Source organism: Pseudomonas sp. PB3P13, from assembly GCF_054897735.1.
Map to the genome: position 1 here is coordinate 2,153,347 of NZ_CM142702.1, position 24,542 is coordinate 2,177,888.

Annotated in this window: 24 protein-coding genes; 6 read left to right on the top strand and 18 right to left on the bottom strand. The window is 57.8% G+C overall.

Annotated elements, in window-relative coordinates:
- The first annotated feature begins 307 nt into the window (after positions 1–307).
- The 6 genes from ACYZT1_RS09890 to ACYZT1_RS09915 are packed head-to-tail and all read left to right on the top strand — an operon-like array spanning position 308 to position 6,247.
- Positions 308–1,402 (top strand): ABC transporter ATP-binding protein, encoded by a 1,095-nt coding sequence (locus tag ACYZT1_RS09890; protein ID WP_462018765.1) that lies wholly within the window; start codon positions 308–310, stop codon positions 1,400–1,402.
- Positions 1,402–2,499 carry an ABC transporter ATP-binding protein gene (locus tag ACYZT1_RS09895; RefSeq protein WP_462018766.1) on the top strand — a complete coding sequence of 366 codons (1,098 nt, stop codon included), beginning with the start codon at positions 1,402–1,404 and terminating at the stop codon, positions 2,497–2,499. The genes ACYZT1_RS09890 and ACYZT1_RS09895 overlap by 1 nt, the downstream gene beginning before the upstream one ends.
- Positions 2,496–3,362, top strand: coding sequence for a carbohydrate ABC transporter permease (locus tag ACYZT1_RS09900; protein ID WP_462018767.1), 867 nt, complete (start codon positions 2,496–2,498; stop codon positions 3,360–3,362). The genes ACYZT1_RS09895 and ACYZT1_RS09900 overlap by 4 nt, the downstream gene beginning before the upstream one ends.
- 10 nt (positions 3,363–3,372) lie before the next feature.
- Positions 3,373–4,173 (top strand): carbohydrate ABC transporter permease, encoded by an 801-nt coding sequence (locus ACYZT1_RS09905; RefSeq protein ID WP_462018768.1) that lies wholly within the window; start codon positions 3,373–3,375, stop codon positions 4,171–4,173.
- A 10-nt stretch (positions 4,174–4,183) separates the two neighbouring features.
- A complete protein-coding gene (locus tag ACYZT1_RS09910; protein ID WP_462018769.1) occupies positions 4,184–4,456 on the top strand; it encodes a DUF2160 domain-containing protein in 273 nt (90 codons plus the stop codon).
- Between the two features lie 48 nt (positions 4,457–4,504).
- Positions 4,505–6,247 (top strand): ABC transporter substrate-binding protein, encoded by a 1,743-nt coding sequence (locus ACYZT1_RS09915; protein WP_462018770.1) that lies wholly within the window; start codon positions 4,505–4,507, stop codon positions 6,245–6,247.
- Positions 6,248–6,333: 86 nt separating this feature from the next.
- Here ACYZT1_RS09915 and ACYZT1_RS09920 read toward each other — a convergent pair whose 3' ends face one another.
- The 18 genes from ACYZT1_RS09920 to nuoE form a co-directional block, all read right to left on the bottom strand.
- Positions 6,334–7,368, bottom strand: a complete 1,035-nt coding sequence (locus tag ACYZT1_RS09920; protein WP_462018771.1) for a 2Fe-2S iron-sulfur cluster-binding protein — start codon at positions 7,366–7,368, stop codon at positions 6,334–6,336.
- 76 nt (positions 7,369–7,444) lie between these two features.
- Positions 7,445–8,356, bottom strand: a complete 912-nt coding sequence (locus ACYZT1_RS09925; RefSeq protein WP_462018772.1) for a diiron oxygenase — start codon at positions 8,354–8,356, stop codon at positions 7,445–7,447.
- 49 nt (positions 8,357–8,405) lie between these two features.
- Positions 8,406–9,104: a glutamine amidotransferase gene (locus ACYZT1_RS09930; protein WP_462018773.1), complete on the bottom strand. Its 699-nt coding sequence runs from the start codon at positions 9,102–9,104 to the stop codon at positions 8,406–8,408.
- A 447-nt stretch (positions 9,105–9,551) separates the two neighbouring features.
- Positions 9,552–9,803, bottom strand: coding sequence for a pyocin S6 family toxin immunity protein (locus tag ACYZT1_RS09935; RefSeq protein ID WP_462018774.1), 252 nt, complete (start codon positions 9,801–9,803; stop codon positions 9,552–9,554).
- Positions 9,804–9,965: 162 nt separating this feature from the next.
- Positions 9,966–10,214, bottom strand: coding sequence for a pyocin S6 family toxin immunity protein (locus ACYZT1_RS09940; protein WP_462018775.1), 249 nt, complete (start codon positions 10,212–10,214; stop codon positions 9,966–9,968).
- 16 nt (positions 10,215–10,230) lie between these two features.
- The gene (locus tag ACYZT1_RS09945; RefSeq protein WP_462018776.1) at positions 10,231–11,430 is read right to left on the bottom strand and encodes an S-type pyocin domain-containing protein; all 1,200 of its coding nucleotides are present in this window, start codon (positions 11,428–11,430) and stop codon (positions 10,231–10,233) included.
- A 216-nt stretch (positions 11,431–11,646) separates the two neighbouring features.
- Entirely contained in the window at positions 11,647–11,961 is a 315-nt protein-coding gene (locus tag ACYZT1_RS09950) for a helix-turn-helix domain-containing protein (RefSeq protein WP_462018777.1), read from the bottom strand.
- Positions 11,951–12,301 carry a toxin gene (locus tag ACYZT1_RS09955; protein ID WP_462018778.1) on the bottom strand — a complete coding sequence of 117 codons (351 nt, stop codon included), beginning with the start codon at positions 12,299–12,301 and terminating at the stop codon, positions 11,951–11,953. The genes ACYZT1_RS09950 and ACYZT1_RS09955 overlap by 11 nt, the downstream gene beginning before the upstream one ends.
- A 253-nt stretch (positions 12,302–12,554) precedes the next feature.
- On the bottom strand, positions 12,555–14,018 hold the full coding sequence (gene nuoN, locus ACYZT1_RS09960; protein ID WP_462018779.1) for an NADH-quinone oxidoreductase subunit NuoN: 1,464 nt from the start codon (positions 14,016–14,018) through the stop codon (positions 12,555–12,557).
- 7 nt (positions 14,019–14,025) lie between these two features.
- A complete protein-coding gene (gene nuoM / locus ACYZT1_RS09965; protein WP_462018780.1) occupies positions 14,026–15,558 on the bottom strand; it encodes an NADH-quinone oxidoreductase subunit M in 1,533 nt (510 codons plus the stop codon).
- A 40-nt stretch (positions 15,559–15,598) separates the two neighbouring features.
- A complete protein-coding gene (gene nuoL, locus ACYZT1_RS09970) occupies positions 15,599–17,452 on the bottom strand; it encodes an NADH-quinone oxidoreductase subunit L (protein ID WP_462018781.1) in 1,854 nt (617 codons plus the stop codon).
- Complete coding sequence (gene nuoK / locus ACYZT1_RS09975; RefSeq protein ID WP_010458852.1) at positions 17,449–17,757, bottom strand: NADH-quinone oxidoreductase subunit NuoK; 309 nt, start codon at positions 17,755–17,757, stop codon at positions 17,449–17,451. Before nuoK ends, nuoL begins: the two co-directional genes overlap by 4 nt.
- A gap of 2 nt (positions 17,758–17,759) precedes the next feature.
- Positions 17,760–18,263 carry an NADH-quinone oxidoreductase subunit J gene (gene nuoJ, locus ACYZT1_RS09980; protein ID WP_028623951.1) on the bottom strand — a complete coding sequence of 168 codons (504 nt, stop codon included), beginning with the start codon at positions 18,261–18,263 and terminating at the stop codon, positions 17,760–17,762.
- 9 nt (positions 18,264–18,272) lie between these two features.
- A complete protein-coding gene (gene nuoI / locus ACYZT1_RS09985) occupies positions 18,273–18,821 on the bottom strand; it encodes an NADH-quinone oxidoreductase subunit NuoI (protein ID WP_462019220.1) in 549 nt (182 codons plus the stop codon).
- 9 nt (positions 18,822–18,830) lie between these two features.
- Entirely contained in the window at positions 18,831–19,838 is a 1,008-nt protein-coding gene (gene nuoH / locus ACYZT1_RS09990) for an NADH-quinone oxidoreductase subunit NuoH (RefSeq protein ID WP_028623953.1), read from the bottom strand.
- On the bottom strand, positions 19,835–22,549 hold the full coding sequence (gene nuoG / locus ACYZT1_RS09995) for an NADH-quinone oxidoreductase subunit NuoG (RefSeq protein ID WP_462018782.1): 2,715 nt from the start codon (positions 22,547–22,549) through the stop codon (positions 19,835–19,837). Before nuoG ends, nuoH begins: the two co-directional genes overlap by 4 nt.
- A gap of 138 nt (positions 22,550–22,687) precedes the next feature.
- Positions 22,688–24,046, bottom strand: a complete 1,359-nt coding sequence (gene nuoF, locus ACYZT1_RS10000) for an NADH-quinone oxidoreductase subunit NuoF (RefSeq protein WP_461990460.1) — start codon at positions 24,044–24,046, stop codon at positions 22,688–22,690.
- A complete protein-coding gene (gene nuoE, locus ACYZT1_RS10005; protein WP_462018783.1) occupies positions 24,043–24,540 on the bottom strand; it encodes an NADH-quinone oxidoreductase subunit NuoE in 498 nt (165 codons plus the stop codon). The genes nuoF and nuoE overlap by 4 nt, the downstream gene beginning before the upstream one ends.
- Positions 24,541–24,542: the final 2 nt, after the last annotated feature.

Consider the following 24,542-nt stretch of genomic DNA (forward strand, 5'->3'; position numbering starts at 1 on the left):
GATTTCACGACGACTGCGTCGCCGGACGTCCGAACGCGGCCCGAGGCTGCCAACTGCTACATGAATCGCGGCGAATTCGGGTGATTGGGTCGCAAAACCGTCTATAGAGTGTTGTTCACTATTGTTCATTGTCAACCGGCGCAGTGTTCAGTTGCTCAGCCACGGTTGTTCATTTCTGTTCAGCATTGAATGCTGTTTTCGCTGCAATCCGGACAATTCCAACGCAGATCAAAGGCTTGCCATTTCTGGCACGAATGTCGCTCTGTCATCCCGGTCGCTTGACTCCAAAAATAAAAAAGGCCGAGCCATGTCACTCACCCTGGAGCACGTCAGCCGTACCGTCGAGGGCCAGATCTGGATCGACGATGCCTGCCTGAGTTTTGAACCCGGATCGTTCAATGTTCTGCTCGGTCGCACGCTATCGGGCAAAACCAGCCTGATGCGGTTGATGGCCGGCCTCGACAAGCCCGACAGCGGGCGCATCCTGATGAACGGCGTCGACGTCACCCAGCGCCCGGTGCGTTTGCGCAACGTGTCGATGGTCTATCAGCAGTTCATCAATTACCCGACCATGACCGTGTTTGAAAACATCGCCTCGCCGTTGCGCCAGGGCGGTGTTTCCAATGAAGTGATCCAGAGCAAAGTGCTGGAAACTGCGAGAATGTTGCGCATCGAGAAGTTTCTGCAGCGCTATCCGCTGGAGCTTTCCGGGGGGCAACAACAGCGCACGGCGATGGCCCGGGCGCTGGTCAAGGACGCCGAGCTGATCCTGTTCGACGAGCCGCTGGTCAACCTCGACTACAAGCTTCGCGAAGAATTGCGTCAGGAAATGCGCGAGCTGTTCAAGGCGCGGCACACCATCGCGATTTATGCCACCACCGAACCCAACGAGGCGCTGGCGCTGGGCGGCACCACGACCATTCTGCACGAGGGCCGGGTGATCCAGAGCGGCAAATCGGCCGAGGTTTATCACCAGCCGCAAACCGTTCTGGCGGCAGAATTGTTCAGCGAACCGCCGATCAACCTGATGCCCGGCCGAATCGCCGGCAACGAGGTCAGCTTCGCCAACTTTGTGCACTTCCCGTTGAACGTCGATCTGCGCCCGGTCGGCGAGGGCGAGTTCCGCTTTGGCGTGCGCCCCAGCCACATTTCGCTGGTGCCGAGCAACGACGACGATCTGGAATTGGCGGTGACCGTGGAAGTCGCCGAGATCAGCGGCTCGGAAACCTTTCTGCATGTGCGCAATGAGCATTTCCTGCTGGTGCTGCACTTGCCCGGCGTTCACGAATACGACGTCGATGCACCCATTCGCATCTATATACCCACCCATAAACTGTTTGTGTTCGATGCGCAGGGACGGCTGGTTCAAGCCCCCGGTCGGCGCATCGCGAGGGTTGCCTGATGGCCGAAATCCGCTTGCAGAACCTCGCCCACAGCTACACCCGCACACCGACCGGGCCAGACGATTACGCGATTCGCGAGATGGATCACGTCTGGGAGCAGGGCGGCGCCTACGCTTTGCTCGGGCCATCGGGCTGCGGCAAGTCGACGTTGCTCAACATCATTTCCGGATTGCTCAGCCCGTCCCAGGGCCAGGTGTTATTCGACAGCAAAGTGGTCAACGACCTGACGCCGGAGAAGCGCAACATTGCTCAGGTTTTCCAGTTTCCGGTGGTCTACGACACCATGACCGTGTTCGACAACCTGGCCTTCCCGCTACGAAATCAGGGCATGGCCGAGGCGAAAATTCATAGCAAGGTGCAGGAAATTGCCGAAGTCCTCGACCTTCAGCCGTTGCTGAACAATAAGGCGCGCAACCTCACCGCCGATGAAAAACAGAAAGTTTCCATGGGCCGCGGGCTGGTGCGCGACGACGTGTCGGCCATCCTGTTCGATGAACCGCTGACCGTGATCGATCCGCACCTGAAATGGAAGCTTCGGCGCAAGCTCAAGCAGATCCACGAGCAGTTCAACATCACCATGGTTTACGTCACCCACGATCAACTCGAAGCCTCGACCTTTGCTGACAAAATTGCGGTGATGTACGGCGGGCAGATCGTCCAGTTCGGCACGCCACGGGATTTGTTCGAGCGCCCGAGCCACACCTTTGTCGGCTATTTCATTGGCAGCCCGGGGATGAATCTGATCGAGGTTCAGCCGCAGCCTGGAGGTGTCGGGTTCGCGGCTACCCATTTGCCGTTGTCCGACGCGCAACAGCGCCGAATCGCCGAGACGCAATGGAAAACCCTGAAAGTCGGCATCCGTCCGGAGTTTGTCCACGTGTGGGACGAACCCTTCGATGACGCGATGCAGGCCCAAGTCGTACACGTCGAAGACCTCGGCACCTACAAGATCATGACCCTGAATCTCGACGGCGCACCACTCAAGGTGCGCCTGGCCGAAGACAAGCCCGTGCCGGAAGGCATCGCGTACATCAGTTTTCCGGCGCAGTGGTTGATGGTGTATGCCGATGATTACCTGCTGGAGGCACAGCCATGAACAAGGTGCAGAACAACAAGGCCTGGTGGCTGGTGTTGCCGGTGTTTCTGCTGGTGGCGTTCAGTGCGGTGATCCCGATGATGACGGTGGTCAACTACTCGGTGCAGGACATTTTCGACCAGTCCAGCCGCTACTTTGTCGGCGCAGACTGGTACCGGCAGGTGCTGCTCGATCCACGTCTGCACGACTCGCTGCTGCGCCAGTTCATCTATTCCGGTTGTGTGTTGCTGATCGAAATTCCGCTGGGCATCGCCATCGCCCTGACCATGCCGACCAAGGGTCGCTGGTCGTCGCTGGTGCTGATTATTCTGGCGATTCCGCTGTTAATTCCCTGGAACGTGGTCGGCACGATCTGGCAGATATTCGGCCGCGCCGACATTGGTCTGCTGGGATCGAGCCTCAATGCGCTGGGCATCAGCTATAACTATGCTGCGAACACCATGGACGCCTGGGTCACGGTGCTGGTGATGGACGTGTGGCACTGGACCTCGCTGGTGGCGCTGTTGTGTTTCTCCGGGTTGCGGGCGATTCCGGACGTGTATTACCAGGCGGCGCGAATTGATCGGGCATCGGCCTGGGCGGTGTTCCGCCACATTCAGCTGCCCAAGCTCAAAAGTGTGCTGCTGATCGCAGTGATGTTGCGCTTCATGGACAGTTTCATGATCTACACCGAGCCCTTCGTACTGACGGGCGGCGGGCCGGGGAATGCCACAACGTTCCTCAGTCAGACCCTGACACAAATGGCCATCGGCCAATTCGACCTCGGCCCGGCGGCAGCTTTCTCGCTGGTGTATTTCCTGATCATTCTGTTGGTGTCCTGGCTGTTCTACACGGCCATGACTCACTCTGACGCCAACCGCTGAGGCCCGCGCCATGAGCAAGAGAAAGCTTGTTCCACTGTTGATCTACATCCTGTTCCTGCTGGTCCCGATCTACTGGCTGCTGAACATGTCCTTCAAGAGCAACACCGAAATCCTCAGCGGTCTTACGCTGTTTCCGCAGGATTTTACCTTGGCCAATTACAAGGTGATCTTCACCGATCCGGCCTGGTACACCGGTTATCTCAACTCACTGTATTACGTGAGCCTGAACACAGTGATTTCGCTCAGCGTCGCGTTGCCGGCGGCGTACGCGTTTTCGCGCTATCGTTTTCTCGGCGACAAGCACTTGTTCTTCTGGCTGCTGACCAACCGCATGGCGCCACCGGCGGTATTTCTGCTGCCTTTCTTTCAGCTGTACTCCTCGATCGGGCTGTTCGATACGCATATCGCGGTAGCGTTGGCCCACTGCCTGTTCAACGTGCCGTTGGCGGTGTGGATTCTCGAAGGGTTCATGTCCGGCGTGCCAAAAGAAATCGACGAAACGGCCTACATTGACGGCTACAGTTTTCCCAAGTTCTTCGTGAAGATTTTCGTTCCGTTGATTGGCTCGGGGATCGGTGTCACGGCGTTTTTCTGCTTCATGTTTTCCTGGGTCGAGCTGTTGCTGGCGAGAACCCTGACTTCGGTGAACGCCAAGCCGATCGCTGCGGTGATGACGCGCACGGTCTCGGCGTCGGGCATTGACTGGGGCGTGCTGGCGGCGGCGGGAGTGCTGACGATTTTGCCCGGCGTGCTGGTGATCTGGTTTGTTCGCAACCACGTGGCCAAAGGCTTCGCCTTGGGCCGGGTATGAGGAACTGACGATGGAATGGATGAACTGGACCGCCCCGACGGCGGCGTTTTTTGGTGTCATCGGCCTGATCCTGGCGGGCATGACGACCTGGGAATTACGTTCGCCGAGCATTCCCCGGCGAGGTTTTCTGCCCATTGCCACCACCCGTGGCGATCGGCTGTTCATCGGTCTTCTCGGCAGCGCCTACCTGCATCTGCTGGTAATCGGCGCCACCGACTGGAGCATCTGGGTCGCGTTTGCGCTCTCCCTGGTGTGGCTGTTGGCTGTGATGCGTTGGGGCTAGTCGACACCGATCGGCAATGTTGCTCCGAAACTTAAACAGGAGGTCTCTATGTTCGACAATAACAATAAGCTGCGACATAGCATTTCATTGGCAGCCCTATTCGCGCTCAGCGGATTGAGCGTCTCGGCCTGGGCCGATGCCTATGAAGACGCCGCGAAAAAATGGATCGGCAGTGAGTTCAAGCCGTCCACCCTGACGGCGGAACAGCAGCTCGAAGAACTCAAATGGTTTATCAAGGCCGCCGAGCCGTTTCGCGGCATGAAGATCAACGTGGTGTCGGAAACAATTGCCACGCACGAGTACGAATCCAAAGTGCTGGCCAAGGCGTTCAGCGAAATCACCGGGATCAAACTGACCCACGACTTGCTGCAGGAAGGCGATGTGGTGGAGAAGCTGCAGACGCAAATGCAGTCGGACAAGAATATTTATGACGGCTGGGTCAACGACTCGGATCTGATCGGTACACACCTTCGTTATGGCAAGACCGAATCGATCACCGACCTGATGGCCAATGAAGGCAAGAACTTCACCTCGCCGACCCTCGATCTCAAGGACTTCATTGGTATCTCGTTCACCACCGCGCCAGACGGCAAGATCTATCAACTGCCCGATCAGCAGTTTGCCAACCTGTACTGGTTCCGCGCCGACTGGTTTGAACGCGCGGACCTGAAAGCCAAGTTCAAGGAAAAATATGGTTACGAGCTGGGCGTGCCGGTGAACTGGTCAGCCTATGAAGACATCGCCAAATTCTTCAGCGAAGACGTCAAGGAAATCGATGGCAAGCGTGTGTACGGCCACATGGATTACGGCAAAAAGGACCCGTCGCTGGGCTGGCGCTTCACCGATGCCTGGTTCTCGATGGCCGGCGGCGGCGACAAGGGTTTGCCTAACGGCTTGCCGGTGGACGAGTGGGGGATTCGTGTCGAAAACTGCCATCCGGTTGGCTCCAGCGTGACCCGCGGCGGCGACACCAACGGCCCGGCAGCGGTTTATGCCACCACCAAATACGTTGAATGGATGAAGAAGTACGCGCCACCGGAAGCGGCGGGCATGACCTTCTCCGAATCCGGCCCGGTGCCATCCCAGGGCAACATTGCCCAGCAGATTTTCTGGTACACCGCCTTCACCGCCGACATGACCAAGCCGGGTCTGCCGGTGATGAATGCCGACGGCACGCCGAAATGGCGCATGGCGCCGTCGCCCAAAGGCCCGTATTGGGAGGAGGGCATGAAGCTCGGATATCAGGACACAGGCTCGTGGACCTTCCTCAAATCCACACCTGAGAAACAGAAACTGGCGGCCTGGCTGTACGCGCAGTTCGTCACCTCGAAAACCGTATCGCTGAAGAAAACCATCGTCGGCCTGACGCCGATCCGCGAGTCGGACATCAACTCGCAAGCCATGACCGACCTCGCGCCGAAACTGGGTGGCCTGGTCGAGTTTTATCGCAGCCCCGCCCGCGTGCAATGGACCCCGACCGGGACCAACGTGCCGGACTATCCGCGCCTGGCGCAACTGTGGTGGAGCCACATCGCCGAAGCGGCCAGCGGCGAGAAAACCCCGCAAGAGGCACTGGATGGTTTGGCCAAGGATCAGGACGCAATCATGACGCGTCTGGAACGCTCGAAGGCGCAAGCGACCTGCGCCCCGAAAATGAACCCGGAGCGCGATGCGCAGTACTGGTTCGATCAACCGGGTGCACCGAAGCCTAAACTGGCGAACGAGAAGCCGAAAGGTGAAACCGTGGGCTATGCCGAACTGCTGAAATCATGGGAGGCGGCGCGTAAGTAAACTGCTGGAACCGAAAACGGCACCGTGAGGTGCCGTTTGTATGGGTGCCTGAACCACCCGTAATGCGCGGTCCGGGCACACACGGTCTAGACCTCGATTGTGAGCTCATCACCCTCGGCATATGAGCAACAGGCCAGCGCATAACCTGACTCCCTTTCCGCGGCACTGAGCGAGAAATCAGGTGCTCTTTTGCATGAGCCGGAAACTACCTTGATCCTGCAACTGCCGCAGATGCCTGATCGACACTGGCTGCGGATGGACACCAGGTTGGCTTCCAGTGCATCAAGCAATGTTGTCCCTGCATTGACCACGAAGTAGTAGTCCAGCTGGTTTGACCGGGCGCGGACAGTGGTGTGCTGGGGCTGGTCTGGTTTTGACACTGACCGGTCCGGGCTGCTGAATGCTTCGATGTAGCAGGGGATGTTGCCATTGAACTCTGCGACGTGTGCCTGCTGAGCCGCAGAAAATCCGTGGCTGCCACAAATGACCACCGCGTCTGCAGGGGCCGTTTCCAGTAAGTCCGTCTTACTCAGACGTCCGCCGATAAAGTGACTTGAGTGAGGGTTGACTGCCTCTCGAGTAATAAAAAAACGAACACTGAACCACGTTGATCCAAGCTCCAGAGCGAGGAGTTCTGCGAGGAAAGGTATGCTGTCAATGGTTGGTGAACTGACCAGAAGGGTAACTTTCGGGACGGGCTTACCTTCCTTATCAAGCAGGGCCAGGCAACGAATGAGTGCAATCGGCAGAGTGATGCCGATGCCTCCTGCCAGCATCAACACATGCCGATAGCCATTAATGCGGTCCGAAGTGATGTTTCCACCTACTTGGGAGCAATAAATAAGTGATCCTGAGTTGATATTGGAGTGCAAGCTGTCCGAGACGCCCTTGTTGCCTGTTCTCTTGACAGTTATTTCTATCTGCTTGTTATCCCTCAATGCTGTGATCGAATAATTTCTTTTCTGTGTGGTGCCACTTAGGTCGGGGTGATTGATGACAATAAATCGCCCCGGCTTTAATTCATCGGTTGTGATGCTCTCGGGCACGCGTAGCAGGTAGGTCTTGATATTGGTTGCGACGTCCGAAGTTTTCTCGCAACTCAAGAACGTAGGCCATTCCATGTTGTCCCCTTCATAGTAAAAATATGAGTGCGGCTTTTGATGAGTTGGGGTTTCAGGGGGAGGGTGGTAGATGACGTCAGTGGATTTCGTCGAGACCTATTCTGCTCAGCAGTTTGTCGACCGAGTCTGTGTAGACGTTAACTTCACCAAGGGTGTCAGTGTCATTGATGATGTCTTTGTAACGAGGCAGGCGAGCATGAGAAAAGGCCATTTCCCAAGCACTCATCTCATTGTTGGCAAACATTGAGACGGTTTTCTTGATGACATTCTGCAGGTGCATTTTTTCGCTTTTGGACAAGGTCGTTATCAGGTCCGAAGCCACATAGCTGAACACACTGCAATGACTCCATTCATCCATTGCATGGGTTTTGGTAACCTGATGGCAAATGCTTTGAACGGAGTTGTCTTCCGCTAAAGTTTTTAGATAGTCAGTAATCAGCGTTTCACTTGCGCAGGCGATCCCGAATCGAGTAAGTCTGCGCTCCCATTCGGCAGAGCAGGATGAGAGGACCCAGTTTTTCCATTTGATCAGATTGAAGTCGGTGAAATTCAGGTACGCGAGGTCCCGATGGTGGTAGATGTAATTGCACGCTGTAACTGACATTTTGGTGTGCAGCGCTTCATCCAGCAGCGCTTCGGAGATGGACTCCTGTAGCAATGCACGATTCCTGGTAGCGCTGGGTGGAGTCTTGATGATGTCTTCACACGCAGGCGTGACGATGTCGCACTCGATATAGATGGTTTTAAGGTTGTAAATAATCCATGCATAGGACAAGCATGTGGATTTCATTTCCGGGGAGGCTTCAATCCAGGCAGGGTGATTTCTGAAAGGCAGCAAGCTTTCACAGAAGTCATTTTTGCTGGGGTCGAATGCCAGTTCCGAATACGCAGGTTGTTTGTTGTTGACAGCGGCTCGTGTGTTCCAGAGCGCGGAAAGTTTTTCGAGCATCTGCGCAACAGAGTAAGTTTGAGTTTCTTGAATATTCACGGCGGGTCACCTTTTTTGTTATTAGGAGCAATCCGGGGAGTAGGGCTGGTTATTCTGGCAGATCGAGCCAGTTTGAAATGATTCCAGGGACAACGGCTTTCAAGGATTTCCCGTGTAAAGATGCCTGCTGGCGCAGATCACGCGGATCAATAGAGGCCATGTTGAGTTCGGCCGCATGGCCTACCAGCCATTGCTCGATACGGTCAGGATCGACTTCCAGGTGACACTGCAGAGCCAAAACATTATTGCCGAAACTAAACGCCTGATTCGCACAAAGTTCGCTGCTGGCTAGATGTGTAGCGCCTTTCGGGATATCGAACTGATCTCCATGCCAATGCAAGACGGCTACATCACCGTTCAAGGGTTCGAGATAGGTATGGCGTGCACTGTCACTCAATTGCAAGGGACTGAAACCAATCTCCAGTTTCCCCATGGGGTAAACGCAAGCGCCTAATGTTCTCGCTATAAGCTGGGCGCCCAGGCATATTCCCAGTATCTTTTTATTACTCTGCAACCGTTTGGTTATAAGTGCAATTTCGTCTTCGAGAAATGGGTATTTTTTTTCATCATAAGCACCTATTGGTCCTCCCAATATCACCATCAGATCAGGTGTTATCGGATCGACCTTGTCAAGTGCGTCGGCAGTGGCGTCAATTGTCTGGATGCTGTAGTTGCGTTGTAACAGCAAGTGTTCAATGGTGCCAAGATCTTCAAAGTGAAGGTGTCGAATGACGAGAGCGTTTTTCATTTTTGTCCGATTTGTGTTGTTGGTCTGGGCGGAAAATTAAACCGAACTCCTGGATGTTGTCGAATTGCAAAATGTAAGAAATATCTATTAATATGTGTAAGTATTTCCAGGTTGTCTGCCATGGGCTTTAATTCTTATGGGCGTACGGTTTTATGGCGAAGAAATTGTACAGATTTATGAAACGTCCAAGATAAAGTTTAAGTACATGTGACCGAACCCGCGTAGAAGGCGCAGTAAACGAAAAGGAGAAACCAAGGGATCGGCGGTGAAGCGGTTCATCGGGCAGTTCAGGGAAGAGCATCCAGGGTACAAAGATCGCAGCTTCGTTTCACTCGACAGCACCTACACAGGAATGCTTGACCTGCAGGAGCTGACCAGTGAAACGAGGCTGCGATCTGTTGATGTTGAAAGCACAACAACAAAAATGGAACCGGAAGATGCTCGGATTCAGGATGACGCACGGGTTTCAATGAAGTACTCCAGTCCACTGGGGAATTCCACTTTGATCAGCTTTGATATTTCTGCAATCTGATTCTCTGTCAGCTCTAGCTCTCCAGGTTCTATCTCTGCAAAAGATTTTGATTCAGTCAGTTGTGCCAGTGCCTGGGTTAGTGCGGGCTCCTTGATAGCTAACTCAAATTGCAATGAATCGTCCCATTTATCGTCTGGATAAAAACCGGTGATAGATAGGTAGCGCATAGTTGCTCTCGGCAAGAGGGCTATCCCGGATATACGGTGGCATCGAAGTAGCAGGTTTGATTTGATGGCTGAACAGAGGCTGAAAGTCAGGAATCCACGCGGCCAAGAGGGGAGCGACCTATAAAGGCCGTCCGTATGCCGATTTGTAGCTTGTGGTATTCGTTATGGCGCGCGAGCACCGATGAAGTACTCCAGACCTTCGGGGAAGTCCACGTTCAGAAGCTTTGAAATCTGAGCCACTTGGCTGCCCGTGAGCTCCAGCTCGCCAGGTTCTATTTCGTTTAAAGATTTTGACTCCGTCAGTTGAGCAAGTGCTTGGTTTAACGCGGGGTCCGTGATTGTCAACTCAAACTGTAATGAGTCGTCCTGTTTGTCGTCTGGATAGAATCCGGTGATAGATAGGTGGCGCATGATTTTCTCTCTTCAGTTATCTTGGAGTAGTTCTGCCCGGCTTTGCCGGTTTTGTTTGTTTGCCTGTAATGTGATTGAACTCTCCCAGATGGTTCCCTAATTTATCATATCGCTCTACAGCGTTGCTCTTTGAATCCCACTCATAAATCCGGCCCTTGCGATCTAGCCATCGTGCGCGCTTTTTCCCACCACCCTGAACCGAAGCCTTTGATTTAACACTATACGTGTCTGGATAAGCGGGCAGCATTTTCGGAATATCGTAGTACTTATGATCTCCCGGCATGCTAGTAACAACATACACCGGCCTAACCCCCGACCCTACCGGAAACACAAGAATGAAATCCTTGTACTCAGGCGGGTAGATCGGATTGACGATGATGTTGCCGGCAACTTCCGTTGGCGGGTAAACCCAGATGTGCGGTGCCTGTGGCGCAGCTTGCAGCGCCGGAATACCAAGAATGTCCGAGCCGTCCACAGCCGGCGTCCAGATCAGTTCGACCCCGTCGCCCAAATCAGCCACTTGCTGGCTGCCGCGCAACGCGAACTGCACAACATCGACCATTTCCCAATCGTGATTTTTACCGGTGTAAAAACCGTAACCCTTGAGGCTGCCATCGGTTTGCTGCTCGATATGCAGACGAACGCGGGTGCGGGCTTGTTTGAGGGCGCGCAGTTGTTCTTCGGAATAGATCGCGCTATCGCCGAGGCTTGGCGTCCAGAACACCGCGGCTATACCGGCAAGCGCCGTAGCGCCAGCGACGCCGATAGCTGCGCCTGAGCCTACGGTTGTAGCGCCAATTGTCGGGGTGCGGAGTGCAAGTCGGCCGACGCCGAGGGCTGCAATGTTGCCACTGATTTTTTGCAGATCCAGCAGTCCGGCACCGTCCGTTTCGCGAGCGCCAAGCCAGGCAATTTCGCCGTAATCCTTAAGGCTATCGACCGGCACCATTCCCGACGGGTACGAATAATCGATAATGGCGTCCGGTAAGTTGCAGGACTTGGCGAAGACACACCCTCTATTAACGACGTCCTTCTTCTTTGTCTCTGTAATAAGACTGTTCTCATAGGCCCGTTGCCTTGCAAGCATGGCGTCGTAAGCGTTTTGTCTGGCATCACGCTCTGCCAGCTCCGTAGCAGTCATGAGGCGACTGGTGATGTGATGTCCATCGCCGGAGGGTGGGTTTTGAACCCGCGGTACATCCTTGTGACCAGCCACTGATCATCCTTTCGTTCGTCCATCGGCAGCGCCCATTGAGGGGCTGCGCGACATTAACGAACGAGGTCAATGGTGGCTGTAGGACGGGTCTTGGATGGTGCTAGGTGATTTCTATTTTTTGCGTCAGGTCGAAGCGAAATCGTGGGAAGCGGCGGCCAGGCAAACAGTGATGATGGGAAATGCGAACGGCATCGAGAGGTGCCGTTTTCGTTTATCTCAAGTCAAGGCCGCGAGATTTTCGATTGTTTGCGGAAAGCGTTCAACCAGACGGATCAGTGTCGTGGCTTGGGCATTAGGCGTTGCCCGTCCCTGTTCCCAGTTTTCCAGGGTTCGGGTATTGGTGCGCAGATACATGGCGAACACCGAGCGGGAGAGGTTGAGCTGTTTGCGGATGGCGACCAATTCCTCGGCAGTGATGGGCATCAGTTCTGGCAAATGAATCTTGTGCGTTCGCAGCGTGATCTTGCCTTGGCGCTCATCGGCGAGGGCGTCCAGGCCATCCATCAGTTCGGCAAAAATGTCACGTTTCATAGTGGGATCTCGTTTTGATTTCTCTATCCAGCGTTTGTCTGAAGAGCTTTTTCTGGACGGTCGACAGATCGTCCTGCTCGTCTTTGTCATACACAGTGAACAGCCAGAACTGATTGAAGCCAGACCACCAGTAATAAATCTCCCGTAAGCCACTGCGCTTGCCTTTACTACGTCGTTGGTCGCAGAAGCGAATTTTGCGCAGTCCGCCGGTCCCTTCAATCAGGTCGCCTGCTTCAGGATTTTTCAGTAATTCGAGTTGAAAGCTGTGAAACAGATCGTCATCGAGGTAATCGCCTCGATGCTTCTGAAACATACGTAATTCGATAAATAGAGCTTCCATGTTCTGTACGTTACCTACGTATAGTCTTGTCTCTGTAATCGAATCGGTCAAGGCCTTCAGGCCAACCTTTTCTTCCCCGCTTTCACCGGTAGCTCTCGGGGGTAAAAACACCTGTAGGACAATTCAACAGGTCGGGCTGGAACTTTCGATAGTTTGCAAGGGGGATGGGGGGCGGCTTTTGATGTTGAAAGCACAAAAGCAAAAACGGCACCCGAAGGTGCCGTTTCTTTTCCTGCCAAATAACGCTACACGATCAACCCGCCAAGCCCGACTGCTGAACCAGCGTCAGCAATGGCTGTGGGTACACACCCAGGAAGAACGCAACCAGGGCAATCGCCAGCAGCATCACGCCGCCTGCCTTCTGCTCCCAATGCAACTGCGCGTCGTGGCGGCGCAGGTTCGGCTCGATCAGGTACAGGGTGACCATCACGCGCAGGTAGTAGAAGACGCCGATGGCGCTGCCCAATACCAGCGAACCGACCAGCCACCATTGCTGCGACTCCACGCCGGTGGCGATGATGTAGAACTTGCCAATGAAGCCAGCGGTCAGCGGGATGCCGGCCAGGGACAGCATCATCACGGTGAGCACGGCGGTCAGGTACGGACGGCGCCAGAACAGGCCGCGGTATTCGTACAGCGCATCGGCGTCGCGACCGTTGTACGGCGAGGACATCAGCGTGATCACGCCGAAGGCGCCGAGGCTGGTGATGACGTAGGTGACCAGGTACACGCCGATGGCTTCCACGGCCAGACCCTTGCTCGCCACCAGGGCGATCAGCAGGTAACCGAAGTGAGCGATGGACGAGTAACCGAGCAGACGCTTGAGGTTGCTTTGCGTCAGGGCCAGCAGGTTACCGAACAGGATCGACGCGATGGCGATGACGGTCAGCACGTCGCTCAGTACACCGCTGCTGGCAGCAGGGGAGATCTGGAACAGGCGCACCATCACAGCAAACACCGCGACTTTCGAGGCGGTTGCAAGGAACGCCGCCACCGGTGCCGGAGCACCTTCGTAAACGTCCGGGGTCCAGAGGTGGAAAGGTACCAGCGACAGCTTGAACGCCAGACCGATCAACATCATGCCCAGGCCCATCTGTGCCAGCGAACTTGGCAGGCCGGTGGTCGCCAGGGCGTGCCCGATACCGGTAAAGCTCAGGCTGCCGGAATCGGCGTAGAGCAGCGCCATGCCGAACAACAGGAACGCCGAACCGGCGGCCGACAGCACCATGTACTTGATGCCGGCTTCCAGTGAACGCTTGTTGAAGAAGGCATACGCCACCAGGCCGTAAACCGGTACCGACAGCAGTTCCAGACCGATGAACAACCCGGCCAGATGCTGCGCGCTGACCAGAACCAGCCCGCCGAGGGCCGACATCAGGATCAGCAGGTAAAGTTCTTCACGGTTGCCAGGGTAGCCCGAACCGCCATCGCCGAGGTAGGCGTGGGCGAGGGTCACACAGGCGAGGGTGGCGACCAGGATCAGCGCCATGTACAGACAGGCAAAGGTGTCGATCTGCAGCAGGGGAGTCACCGCCAACGGCGCGACTTTCAGGGCTGGCAGGATCGACAGCAATGCCAGGTTCAGACCTGCCACGGAAATGAGGAAGGTCTGCGAGTGGTTGCGGCGCCAGGCGATCGCCAGCATCACCACGATGATCGTGATGGTGGTGATCAGCAACGGCGCCAGCGCGATAAAGTGTTGAGTCGTGAATTCCATAGCGCTCTTACCGGGCCGAAGCGAGTTGAGTGAAGGCGGTGCCGAGCCATTGCTGCACGCCATGCATCGTCGCAGCAGAGGTATCGAGGAACGGTTGCGGGTACACGCCGAGGTAAATCAGCAGTGCCGCAAGCCCAACCACCATGATCATTTCGCGACTGTCCATACCGTGCATGACCGCGTCCGATTTGGCCGGGCCAAAGTACGCGCGGTGGATCATGATCAGCGAGTAGACCGAACCGAATACCAGACCCGTCGTGGCGATGATGGTGATCCACGGCGCGGCGGCAAAGCTGCCGATCAGGATAAGGAATTCACCGACGAAGTTACCGGTGCCCGGCAAGCCCAGCGAAGCGGCTGCAAAGAACAGGCTGAGCGCCGGCAGGTAAGCGATCTTCGACCACAAACCACCCATTTCACGCATGTCGCGGGTATGAGTGCGCTCATACAGCTGACCACTGAGGATAAACAGTGCCGCGGCGGACACACCGTGCGCGAGCATCTGCATCACCGCGCCCTGCAAGGCCAGCTGGCTGCCGGAGTAGATGCCGATCAGTACGAAGCCCATGTGGGAAACGGACGAGAAGGCGATCAGACGCTTGATGTCGGTTTGTGCGAACGCCAGGAACGCGCCGTAGAAAATCCCGATCAGACCCAGGGTCATGGCGATCGGCGCAAACTCGGCCGAGGCGTTCGGGAACAGCGGCAAGGCGAAGCGCAGCAGACCGTAAGCCGCCGTCTTCAACAGGATACCGGCCAGGTCGACCGAACCGGCAGTTGGCGCCTGGGCGTGAGCGTCAGGCAACCACGAGTGGAACGGCACGACCGGCAGCTTCACCGCAAAAGCGATGAAGAAGCCGAGCATGAGGATGTACTCGGTGGTCAGCGACATCTTGGTTTTCAACAGATCGGCGTAGTTGAACGTGATAACGCCGGTGTCGTTGAAGTTGACCAGCACCAGACCGAGGATCGCCACCAGCATGATCAGGCCGGACGCCTGAGTGAAGATGAAGAACTTGGTCGCTGCGTAGATCCGGGTTTTCTTGCCGTCCGAAGAGCTGTGACCCCAGAGCGCGATGAGGAAATACATCGGCACCAGCATCATTTCCCAGAAGAAGAAGAACATGAACAGGTCGAGGGCGAGGAACACGCCGACGACACCGCCCAGAATCCACATCAGGTTCAGGTGGAAGAAGCCAACGTGACGTTGAATCTCTTTCCATGAGCAGAGTACCGAGAGGATACCCAGCAGACCGGTCAGCAGGATCATCAACAGCGACAGGCCGTCGAGGGCCAAATGCACGCTGATGCCGAAACGCGCGATCCAGATGTGCTTGAACTCAAGCGCCCAGGTCGGATCGGCGCCAGGCGCCGGGGCAAATGAATAGTCGCCGGTGGCCCACAGCCAGAGGCCGATGGCGAGCAACAGGGACATGGTCAACAGCGCAATCCAGCGCGGGAGGGTGGCGCCGAAGCGCTCACCCATCCAGCACAGCAGGCCGCCGATGAAGGGGATCAGGATTAGCCAAGGCAGAATCATGACGGGCTCAATTCCTTTCGCAAGTTCGCAAGGTTCATATTCAGACCGCTACCAGCACGATGGCGCCGATGACCAGCACGGAGCCGGCTGCCATCGAGGCCGCGTACCAACGCAGTTGACCGGTTTCGGTACGGCTGAGGGCGGTGTGACCGCCTTTGGCCATACGCGGGATCAGACCGATGGTCTGGTCGAGCGGGTCTTTGCGCAGTACGTGGCTGATCGCAAGGTATGGCTTGACGAACAGTTTGTCGTAGATCCAGTCGAAGCCCCAGGCAGCGAACCACCAGGCCGAAAGGAAGCGGCCGATGCCGCTGTTGGCGATTGCAGTGACAAAACGACGCTTGCCGAGGAACAGCAGCGCGGCCAGCAGGATACCGGCCAGGGCGATGGCGCCCGAAGCGATTTCCAGACTGTGCTTGGCGTCGCCGCCGGCATGCCCGACGCTTTGCGGCAGTACACCGTGCAGCGGCGGAACGATCATCGCGCCAATGGCGGTGGACAACACGATCAGCACCGACAGTGGCAGCCAGTGAGCGATGCCGTGACCGGCGTGCGCTTCGGTCTTCGCTTCACCGTGAAACGCGATGAAGATCAGACGGAAGGTGTACAGCGAGGTCATGAACGCGCCGACCAGACCTGCGTAAAGCAGACCGTGGTTGCCGCTGGCGAACGCTTCCCAAAGGATTTCGTCCTTGGAGTAGAAACCTGCGGTCACCAGTGGCAGCGCCGCCAGGGCCGCGCCGCCGACGATGAAGCTGGCGTAGGCCAACGGCAGTTTCTTCCACAGCCCACCCATCTTGAAGATGTTCTGCTCGTGGTGGCAGGCAACGATCACCGCACCGGAAGCAAGGAACAGCAACGCCTTGAAGAACGCGTGGGTCATCAAGTGGAAAATCGCGCCATCCCATGCGCCCACGCCCAGCGCCAGGAACATGTAGCCGATCTGGCTCATGGTCGAGTAGGCGAGGATACGTTTGATGTCGGTCTGCACCAGAGCGGCAAAACCTGCCAGCACCAGGGTCACGCCACCGACGATTCCCACAAGCTGCAGAACGTCCGGCGCCAGCGCGAACAGGCCGTGAGTACGGGCGATCAGGTAGACACCGGCGGTTACCATGGTTGCGGCGTGGATCAGTGCCGACACCGGGGTCGGGCCGGCCATCGCATCCGCCAGCCAGGTCTGCAGCGGCAGTTGCGCCGATTTACCGACAGCGCCGCCCAGCAGCATCAGGGTGGCCATGACCATCCAGAAGTCGCCGGCCTGGAATTTCTGCGGTGCCAGCACCAGCAGTTCCTGAATGTTCAGCGTGCCCAGTTGCTGGAACAGAATGAACAGGCCGATGGCCATGAACACGTCGCCGATGCGGGTCACGATGAAGGCTTTAAGTGCCGCATTACCGTTGTTGCGGTTGCTGTAGTAGAAACCGATCAACAGGTAGGAGCACAGGCCCACGCCTTCCCAGCCGAAGTACAGGAACAACAGGTTATCGCCGAGGATCAGGAACAGCATGCTGGCGATAAACAGGTTGGTGTAGGCGAAGAAGCGCGAGTAACCCGCTTCACCGCGCATGTACCAGGACGCGAACAAATGGATCAGGAAGCCGACGCCAACCACCACGCCCAGCATGGTCACGGACAGGCCATCCAGATACAGCGCGAAGTTTGGCGTGAAGCCTTCCACCGCCATCCACTGCCACAACACCTGGGTGTAGTGGCCGCCTTCTGGCGGAGCAACGTTGAACTGCCAGATCACGTAAGCGGTGACGATGGCAGACAGGCCAATGGAGCCGACGCCGATCAGCGCGGCAAGGTTTTCCGAGAGCCGTCCACGGGAGAACGACAGCAGCAGAAAACCAATCAGAGGGAATACGAAAGTCAGATAGAGAAGATTCATCCGCGCATCTCGCTGGCAGCGTCGATATCGAGAGTGTGGAAGCGGCGATACAGCTGCAACAGAATCGCCAGGCCAATACTGGCCTCGGCGGCCGCGAGGCTGATCACCAGGATGAACATGATTTGCCCATCCGGCTGACCCCAACGGCTACCGGCAACGATGAAGGCCAGTGCGGAGGCATTCATCATGATCTCCAGGCTCATCAGCACGAAAAGAATGTTGCGGCGGACCATCAGGCCGACCAGACCGAGGCAGAACAGGATGCCGGCGACCGCCAGACCATGCTCCAAAGGGATAGCAGGCATCGTCATTGCTCCTTGGCTTCGTTACGGCCGAGATGGAACGCCGTGACAGCTGCAGCGAGCAGCAACATCGAGGCGAGTTCGACCACCAGCAGATACGGGCCAAACAGGCTGATGCCCACGGCCTTGGCGTCTACGGTGGTGTGGCCGATGGCCTGACCGCTCTGGTCGCTGAACAGCACATACAGCAGTTCGACCAGCAGCAAGGTGCCGAGAATCACCGGGCCCAGCCAGATACCTGGCTTGAGCCACACGCGCTCCTGCTGAACTGAGGCGGGGCCGAGGTTGAGCATCATCACCACGAACACGAACAGCACCATGATGGCGCCAGCGTAGGCGATCACTTCCAGCACACCGGCAAACGGTGCGCCAAGGGCGAAAAACGTCATCGCCACGGCAATCAGCGAAATGATCAGGTAGAGCAGGGCGTGCACAGGGTTGGTGTGAGTGATCACGCGAAGCGTGGACACCACAGCGATACCCGATGCGAAATAGAAAGCGAATTCCATCTTTCTTCCTTAAGGCAGCAAGCTCTTCACGTTGATCGGTTCGGCTTCATTTTGCGCGGAGCCTTTGGGCTTACCGGCAATCGCCATACCTGCAACACGGTAGAAGTTGTAATCAGGGTTTTTGCCGGGGCCGGAGATCAGCAGATCTTCTTTCTCGTAAACCAGGTCCTGACGTTTGAACTCGGCCATCTCGAAGTCCGGTGTCAGCTGGATCGCGGTGGTCGGGCAGGCTTCCTCGCAGAGGCCGCAGAAAATGCAGCGCGAGAAGTTGATGCGGAAGAAGTCCGGGTACCAGCGACCGTCTTCGGTTTCAGCTTTCTGCAGCGAGATGCAGCCCACCGGGCACGCCACGGCGCACAGGTTGCAGGCTACACAGCGCTCTTCGCCATCGGGGTCGCGGGTCAGAACGATACGGCCCCGGTAGCGCGGCGGCAGGTAAACCTGCTCTTCCGGATACTGCAGCGTGTCGCGCTTGCGGAAGGCATGGCCGAAAATCATCACCAGGCTGCGAAGCTGGGTGAAGAAGCCATGCACGATGTCAATTATGTACTTCATGATTCTCTATCCTCACTGAGCCGCGACGGCGGGCGTGTTGAGCAACACGATCGCAGCGGTCACCAGCATGTTGACGAGGGTCAGCGGCAGGCAGAACTTCCAGCTGAAATCCATCACTTGGTCATACCGTGGGCGCGGAATCGAGGCGCGCAACAGGATGAAGATCATGATGAAGAACGCGGTTTTCAGCGCGAACCAGATGAACGGGATCTGCGGCAGAATGCCGAACGGGCCGTGCCAGCCACCAAAGAACAAGGTCACCAGCAGCGCCGAAATCAACACGATGCCGATGTACTCGCCTACAAAGAACATGCCCCATTTCATGCCGGCGTATTCAATGTGGTAGCCGTCGGCCAGTTCCTGTTCCGCTTCCGGCTGGTCGAACGGGTGACGGTGAGTCACGGCGACGCCGGCAATGAAGAAGGTCAGGAAACCGAAGATCTGCGGAATGATGAACCACAGGTTCTGCGCTTGATATTCGACGATGTCGCGCATGTTGAACGAGCCGACCTGGATCACGATGCCCATCAACGACAGGCCCATGAACACTTCGTACGACACGGTCTGTGCCGAGGCCCGCAAGCTGCCCAGCAGGGCGAACTTGTTGTTGCTGGACCAACCGGCGAACAGCACCGCGTAAACCGACAGACCGGCCATGGCGAAGAAGAACAGGATGCCGATGTTGATGTCCGCCACGCCCCAGGTCGGGGTGATCGGGATGATCGCGAAGGCAATCAGCAGGGCGCTCATCGCCACAACCGGTGCCAGGGTGAAGATCATCTTGTCGGCGAACGGCGGCGTCCAGTCTTCCTTGAAGAACATCTTGATCATGTCGGCCGCGATCTGGAACGCGCCGAACGGGCCGACGCGGTTCGGACCGTAACGGTCCTGCCAGAGGGCGAGCAGACGACGCTCGACCCAGCTCAGCAGCGCGCCGCACACCACCACGGCGAGCAGAATCACGATGGCCTTGAGGACCGCGATGATCACGTCAATCACTTCAGGCGTGAACCAGGTCATTGAGCTGCCTCCTGCAGACCGTCAACGGATGTGCCGAAGATGGCGGGCGGAATGCCGGCGATGCCCGCAGGCAATGCCACCAGACCGGCACCCAGCGTTTCGTTGATGCGCAGCGGCAGACGCAAGGTCTGGCCGGCAACATTCAGGCTCAGCAGCGCACCGTCGTTGACACCCAGGCGGTCGGCTTCGGATTTGGCCAGCGACACGTAAGCGGCCGGAATGCGTTCCTGAACCGGTGCGGCTTTCGAAGAGTTTTCTTCGCTGCCGAACAGGTGGAAGAACGGCACAACCTGCCAGGTGCCCGGTGCCGGGTTGAAGGCACGCGGTACGGCGGCGAACCAGTTCAGCGAATCTCCCGTGCTTTCGATCAGGCGGGTGCCCGGGTCGCCAGCGCGGATGTGACCACCGACTTCATCCTGGAACTTGTTCCACGCTTGCGGCGAGTTCCAGCCCGGAGACCAGGCGAATGGCACTTGCTGACGCGGTTCAACCGAGCCCGAGTAACCTTCCATCGAGAAGTTGAACGCGGTGTCGTTGTCCTGCGGGGTACGCGGTTCATGCACGCTGATGTCGGCGCGCATGGCGGTGCGACCGGAATAACGCAGCGGCTCGCGGGCCAGTTTCATGCCCTTGATGCGGAATGCGGCGGACGGTGCAGCGTCGACGATGCGCGCCAGTTGCGGGGTGCTCGAAGCGACGGCAGCGGTGACGTGATCCAGCTGGGTCCAGTCGATCGGCTGGTTCAGCAGAGTGGCGCGCAGGGCATGCAGCCAGCGCCAGCCTTCATGGACCAGGATGCTCGCGTCCATGTATTTCGGGTCGAACACCTGGAAGAAGCGTTGGGCGCGACCTTCCTGGCTGACCAGCGTACCGTCGCCTTCAGCGAAGCTCGCGGCGGGCAGAACCAGGTGCGCACGATCGCTGGTGGCGGTTTTCTGATGGTCGGCGACGATCAGCACTTTCGCGGCGTTCAGGGCGGCATCGACCTTGGCCTTGTCAGTGCGGGTGTACAGGTCGTTTTCCAGCACGACGAGGGCATCGGCACGGCCGTCGATGACCGCTTGCAATGCATCGTCGACCGAATCACCACCGAGCATGGCCAGGCCGAGGCTGTTGGCCTCTGGCACGATCAGGCTGATGGAACCGTTCTTCTCGCGCAGCTTCAGTGCCTTGGCGATGTTCGCAGCCGCTTCGATCAGCGCCTTTGAACCCAGCGAGGTCCCGGCAATGATCAGTGGACGTTTGGCCGCGAGCAGAGCGTCGGCAATGCGTTGAGCCAGGCCGAGGGCTTCAGGGTCCAGGCCTTCAACCGCCGGGGCAGTGGCATCGAGGGCGTGCGCCACGGCGAAACCGATGCGGGCCAGGTCGTCTGGCGCTGCGTGAACGCATTCTTCGGCGATGTCGTCGAGCTTGGTTTCAGCCAGGCTGGCAATGAACAGCGGGTTCAGCGCGTGCTGACCGATGTTCTTCACCGCCGCATCCAGCCAAGGCTGAACGCGCATGGCGTCGGCCATGTCTTCGGCTTTGCCCTTGACCGATTGACGCAGGGACAGTGCCATGCGCGCAGCGGTCTGGGTCAGGTCTTCACCGAGGACGAAGATTGCATCGTGGTCTTCGATGTCGCGCATGTTCGGGATTGGCAGCGGGCTGTCTTTCAACACCTGCATGACCAGACGAATACGCTCCAGCTCGGCAGCTTCGATGCCGGAGTAGAAGTGCTCGGCGCCAACCAGTTCGCGCAACGCGTAGTTGCTTTCGAGGCTGGCGCGTGGCGAACCGATGCCGACGATGTTGCGACCGCGCAGCAGGTCAGCGGCTTTATCCAGCGCTTCGTCGAGGCTCAGCTTGACGCCATCGGCCAGCAATGGTTGACGCGGACGGTCTTCGCGGTTGACGTAGCCATAACCGAAACGGCCACGGTCGCACAGGAAGTACTGGTTGACCGAACCGTTGAAGCGGTTTTCGATCCGGCGCAGTTCACCGTAGCGCTCGCCCGGGGAAATGTTGCATCCGCTGGAGCAGCCATGGCAGATGCTCGGCGAGAACTGCATGTCCCACTTGCGGTTGTAGCGCTCGGAGTGAGTCTTGTCGGTGAACACACCGGTCGGGCAGACCTCGGTGAGGTTGCCGGAAAACTCGCTTTCGAGGGTGCCGTCTTCAACGCGACCGAAGTACACGTTGTCGTGGGCGCCGAATACGCCCAGGTCGGTGCCGCCGGCGTAGTCCTTGTAGAAGCGCACGCAGCGATAGCAAGCGATGCAGCGGTTCATCTCGTGGGAAATGAACGGACCCAGTTGCTGGTTCTGGTGAGTACGCTTGGTGAAACGATAACGGCGCTCGTTGTGGCCGGTCATCACCGTCATGTCTTGCAGGTGGCAGTGGCCGCCCTCCTCACAGACCGGACAGTCGTGGGGGTGATTGGTCATCAGCCATTCAACGACGCTGGCGCGAAATACTTTCGCTTCTTCGTCGTCGATGGAGATCCAGCTGCCGTCGGTGGCGGGGGTCATGCAGGACATGACGATCCGACCACGCTTGTCGTTCTCGTCGGTGTACTGCTTGACCGCGCACTGGCGGCAAGCACCAACGCTGCCTAGGGCTGGGTGCCAGCAGAAATACGGAATATCGAGGCCTAGCGACAGACATGCCTGTAACAGGTTGTCTGCCCCGTCGACTTCGAGCTCTTTGCCGTCTACGTGGATAGTGGCCATGGTTCAAAGTTCTTCGTTGGCCCGGTGTCAGCGGGCGTGGCTAATGGAATCTTGTTGTTCGCACGAATCAAAACAGCCCATCAAAGGCGTCATCGAACGAGAAGGCGAAGGGCACGGACCCTTCGCCTTGTTAAGCGTTTACACGCCAACCATGGTCGGCGTTACCACTTGATTGAGGTCGCCTGCGCGGGTTGGCGCGATGCCGGCCTCGAACTCGTGGCGGAAGTATTTGATTGCGCTGCCCAACGGCTCCACGGCGCCCGGTGCGTGAGCACAGAAGGTCTTGCCCGGGCCGAGGAAACCGACCAGACCCAGCAGGGTCTCGATGTCGCCGGCTTGACCTTCGCCGTTTTCGATTGCGCGCAGCAGCTTGACGCTCCACGGCAAACCGTCACGGCATGGGGTGCAGAAACCGCACGACTCACGGGAGAAGAACTCTTCCATGTTGCGCAGCAGGGACACCATGTTGACGCTGTCGTCCACCGCCATGGCCAGGCCGGTACCCATCCGGGTGCCCACCTTGGCGATGCCGCCGGCGTACATTTGTGCGTCGAGGTGTTCCGGCAGCAGGAAACCGGTACCGGCGCCTCCTGGCTGCCAGGCCTTGAGCGTGAAGCCGTCGCGCATGCCACCGGCGTAGTCTTCGAACAACTCGCGACCGGTGACGCCGAATGGCAATTCCCACAGACCGGGGTTTTTGACCTTGCCGGAGAAGCCCATGAGCTTGGTGCCCATGTCTTCACTGCCTTCACGGGCCAGCGATTTATACCAGTCGACGCCGTCGGCAATGATCGCCGGCACGTTGCACAGGGTTTCCACGTTGTTCACGCACGTCGGCTTGCCCCACACGCCAACGGCGGCAGGGAAGGGCGGCTTGGAGCGCGGGTTGGCGCGGCGACCTTCGAGGGAGTTGATCAGTGCGGTTTCTTCACCGCAGATGTAACGCCCGGCGCCGGTGTGGACGAACAGCTCGAAATCGAAGCCGCTGCCCAGGATATTTTTACCCAGCAGGCCTGCGGCCTTGGCTTCTTCCACGGCACGGTTGAGGTGCTTGGCGGCGGTGGTGTATTCGCCTCGCAGGAAGATGTAGCCACGGTAGGTTTTCAGCGCGCGGGCACTGATCAGCATGCCTTCGATCAGCAGATGGGGCAGTTGCTCCATCAGCATGCGGTCTTTCCAGGTGTTCGGTTCCATCTCGTCCGCGTTGCACAGCAGGTAGCGGATGTTGATGGATTCGTCCTTGGGCATCAGGCCCCACTTCACGCCCGTGGGGAAGCCTGCACCGCCGCGACCTTTGAGGCCGGCGTCTTTCACGGTCTGGACGATGTCGTCCTGGGCCATGTCGGCGAAAGCCTTGCGCGCAGCGGCGTAACCGTTCTTGGCCTGGTACTCGTCGAGCCACACAGCCTCGCCGTCGTCACGCAGGCGCCAGGTCAGCGGATGAGTCTCGGCCGAACGCTTGATGCGGTTGGCAGGACCGAAGGAAGTCAGGGTCATACGTAGCCCTCGAGCAGTGTGGCAACGCTGGCAGGCTGCACATCACCGAAAGTGTCGTCGTCGATCATCAACGCCGGCGCCTTGTCGCAGTTGCCGAGGCAGCAAACCGGCAGCAGCGTGAAACGACCGTCGGCGGTGGTCTGGCCGAGGCCGATGCCGAGTTTGCTCTGGATTTCGCTCACCACCGACTCGTGGCCGCCGATGTAGCAGACCATGCTGTCGCAGACGCGAATGATGTGACGGCCGACCGGCTGACGGAAGATCTGGCTGTAGAAAGTCGCCACGCCTTCGACGTCGCTCGCCGGGATGCCCAGGATTTCGCCGATCGCGTAGAGCGCGCCGTCAGGCACCCAGCCACGTTCCTTCTGGACGATCTTCAAGGCTTCGATCGACGCCGCTCGCGGGTCTTCGTAGTGATGCAGCTCGTGCTCAATGGCCGAGCGCTCGGTTTCACTGAGGGTGAAACGGTCTGTCTGGATAAGCGTGCTGTTCATGC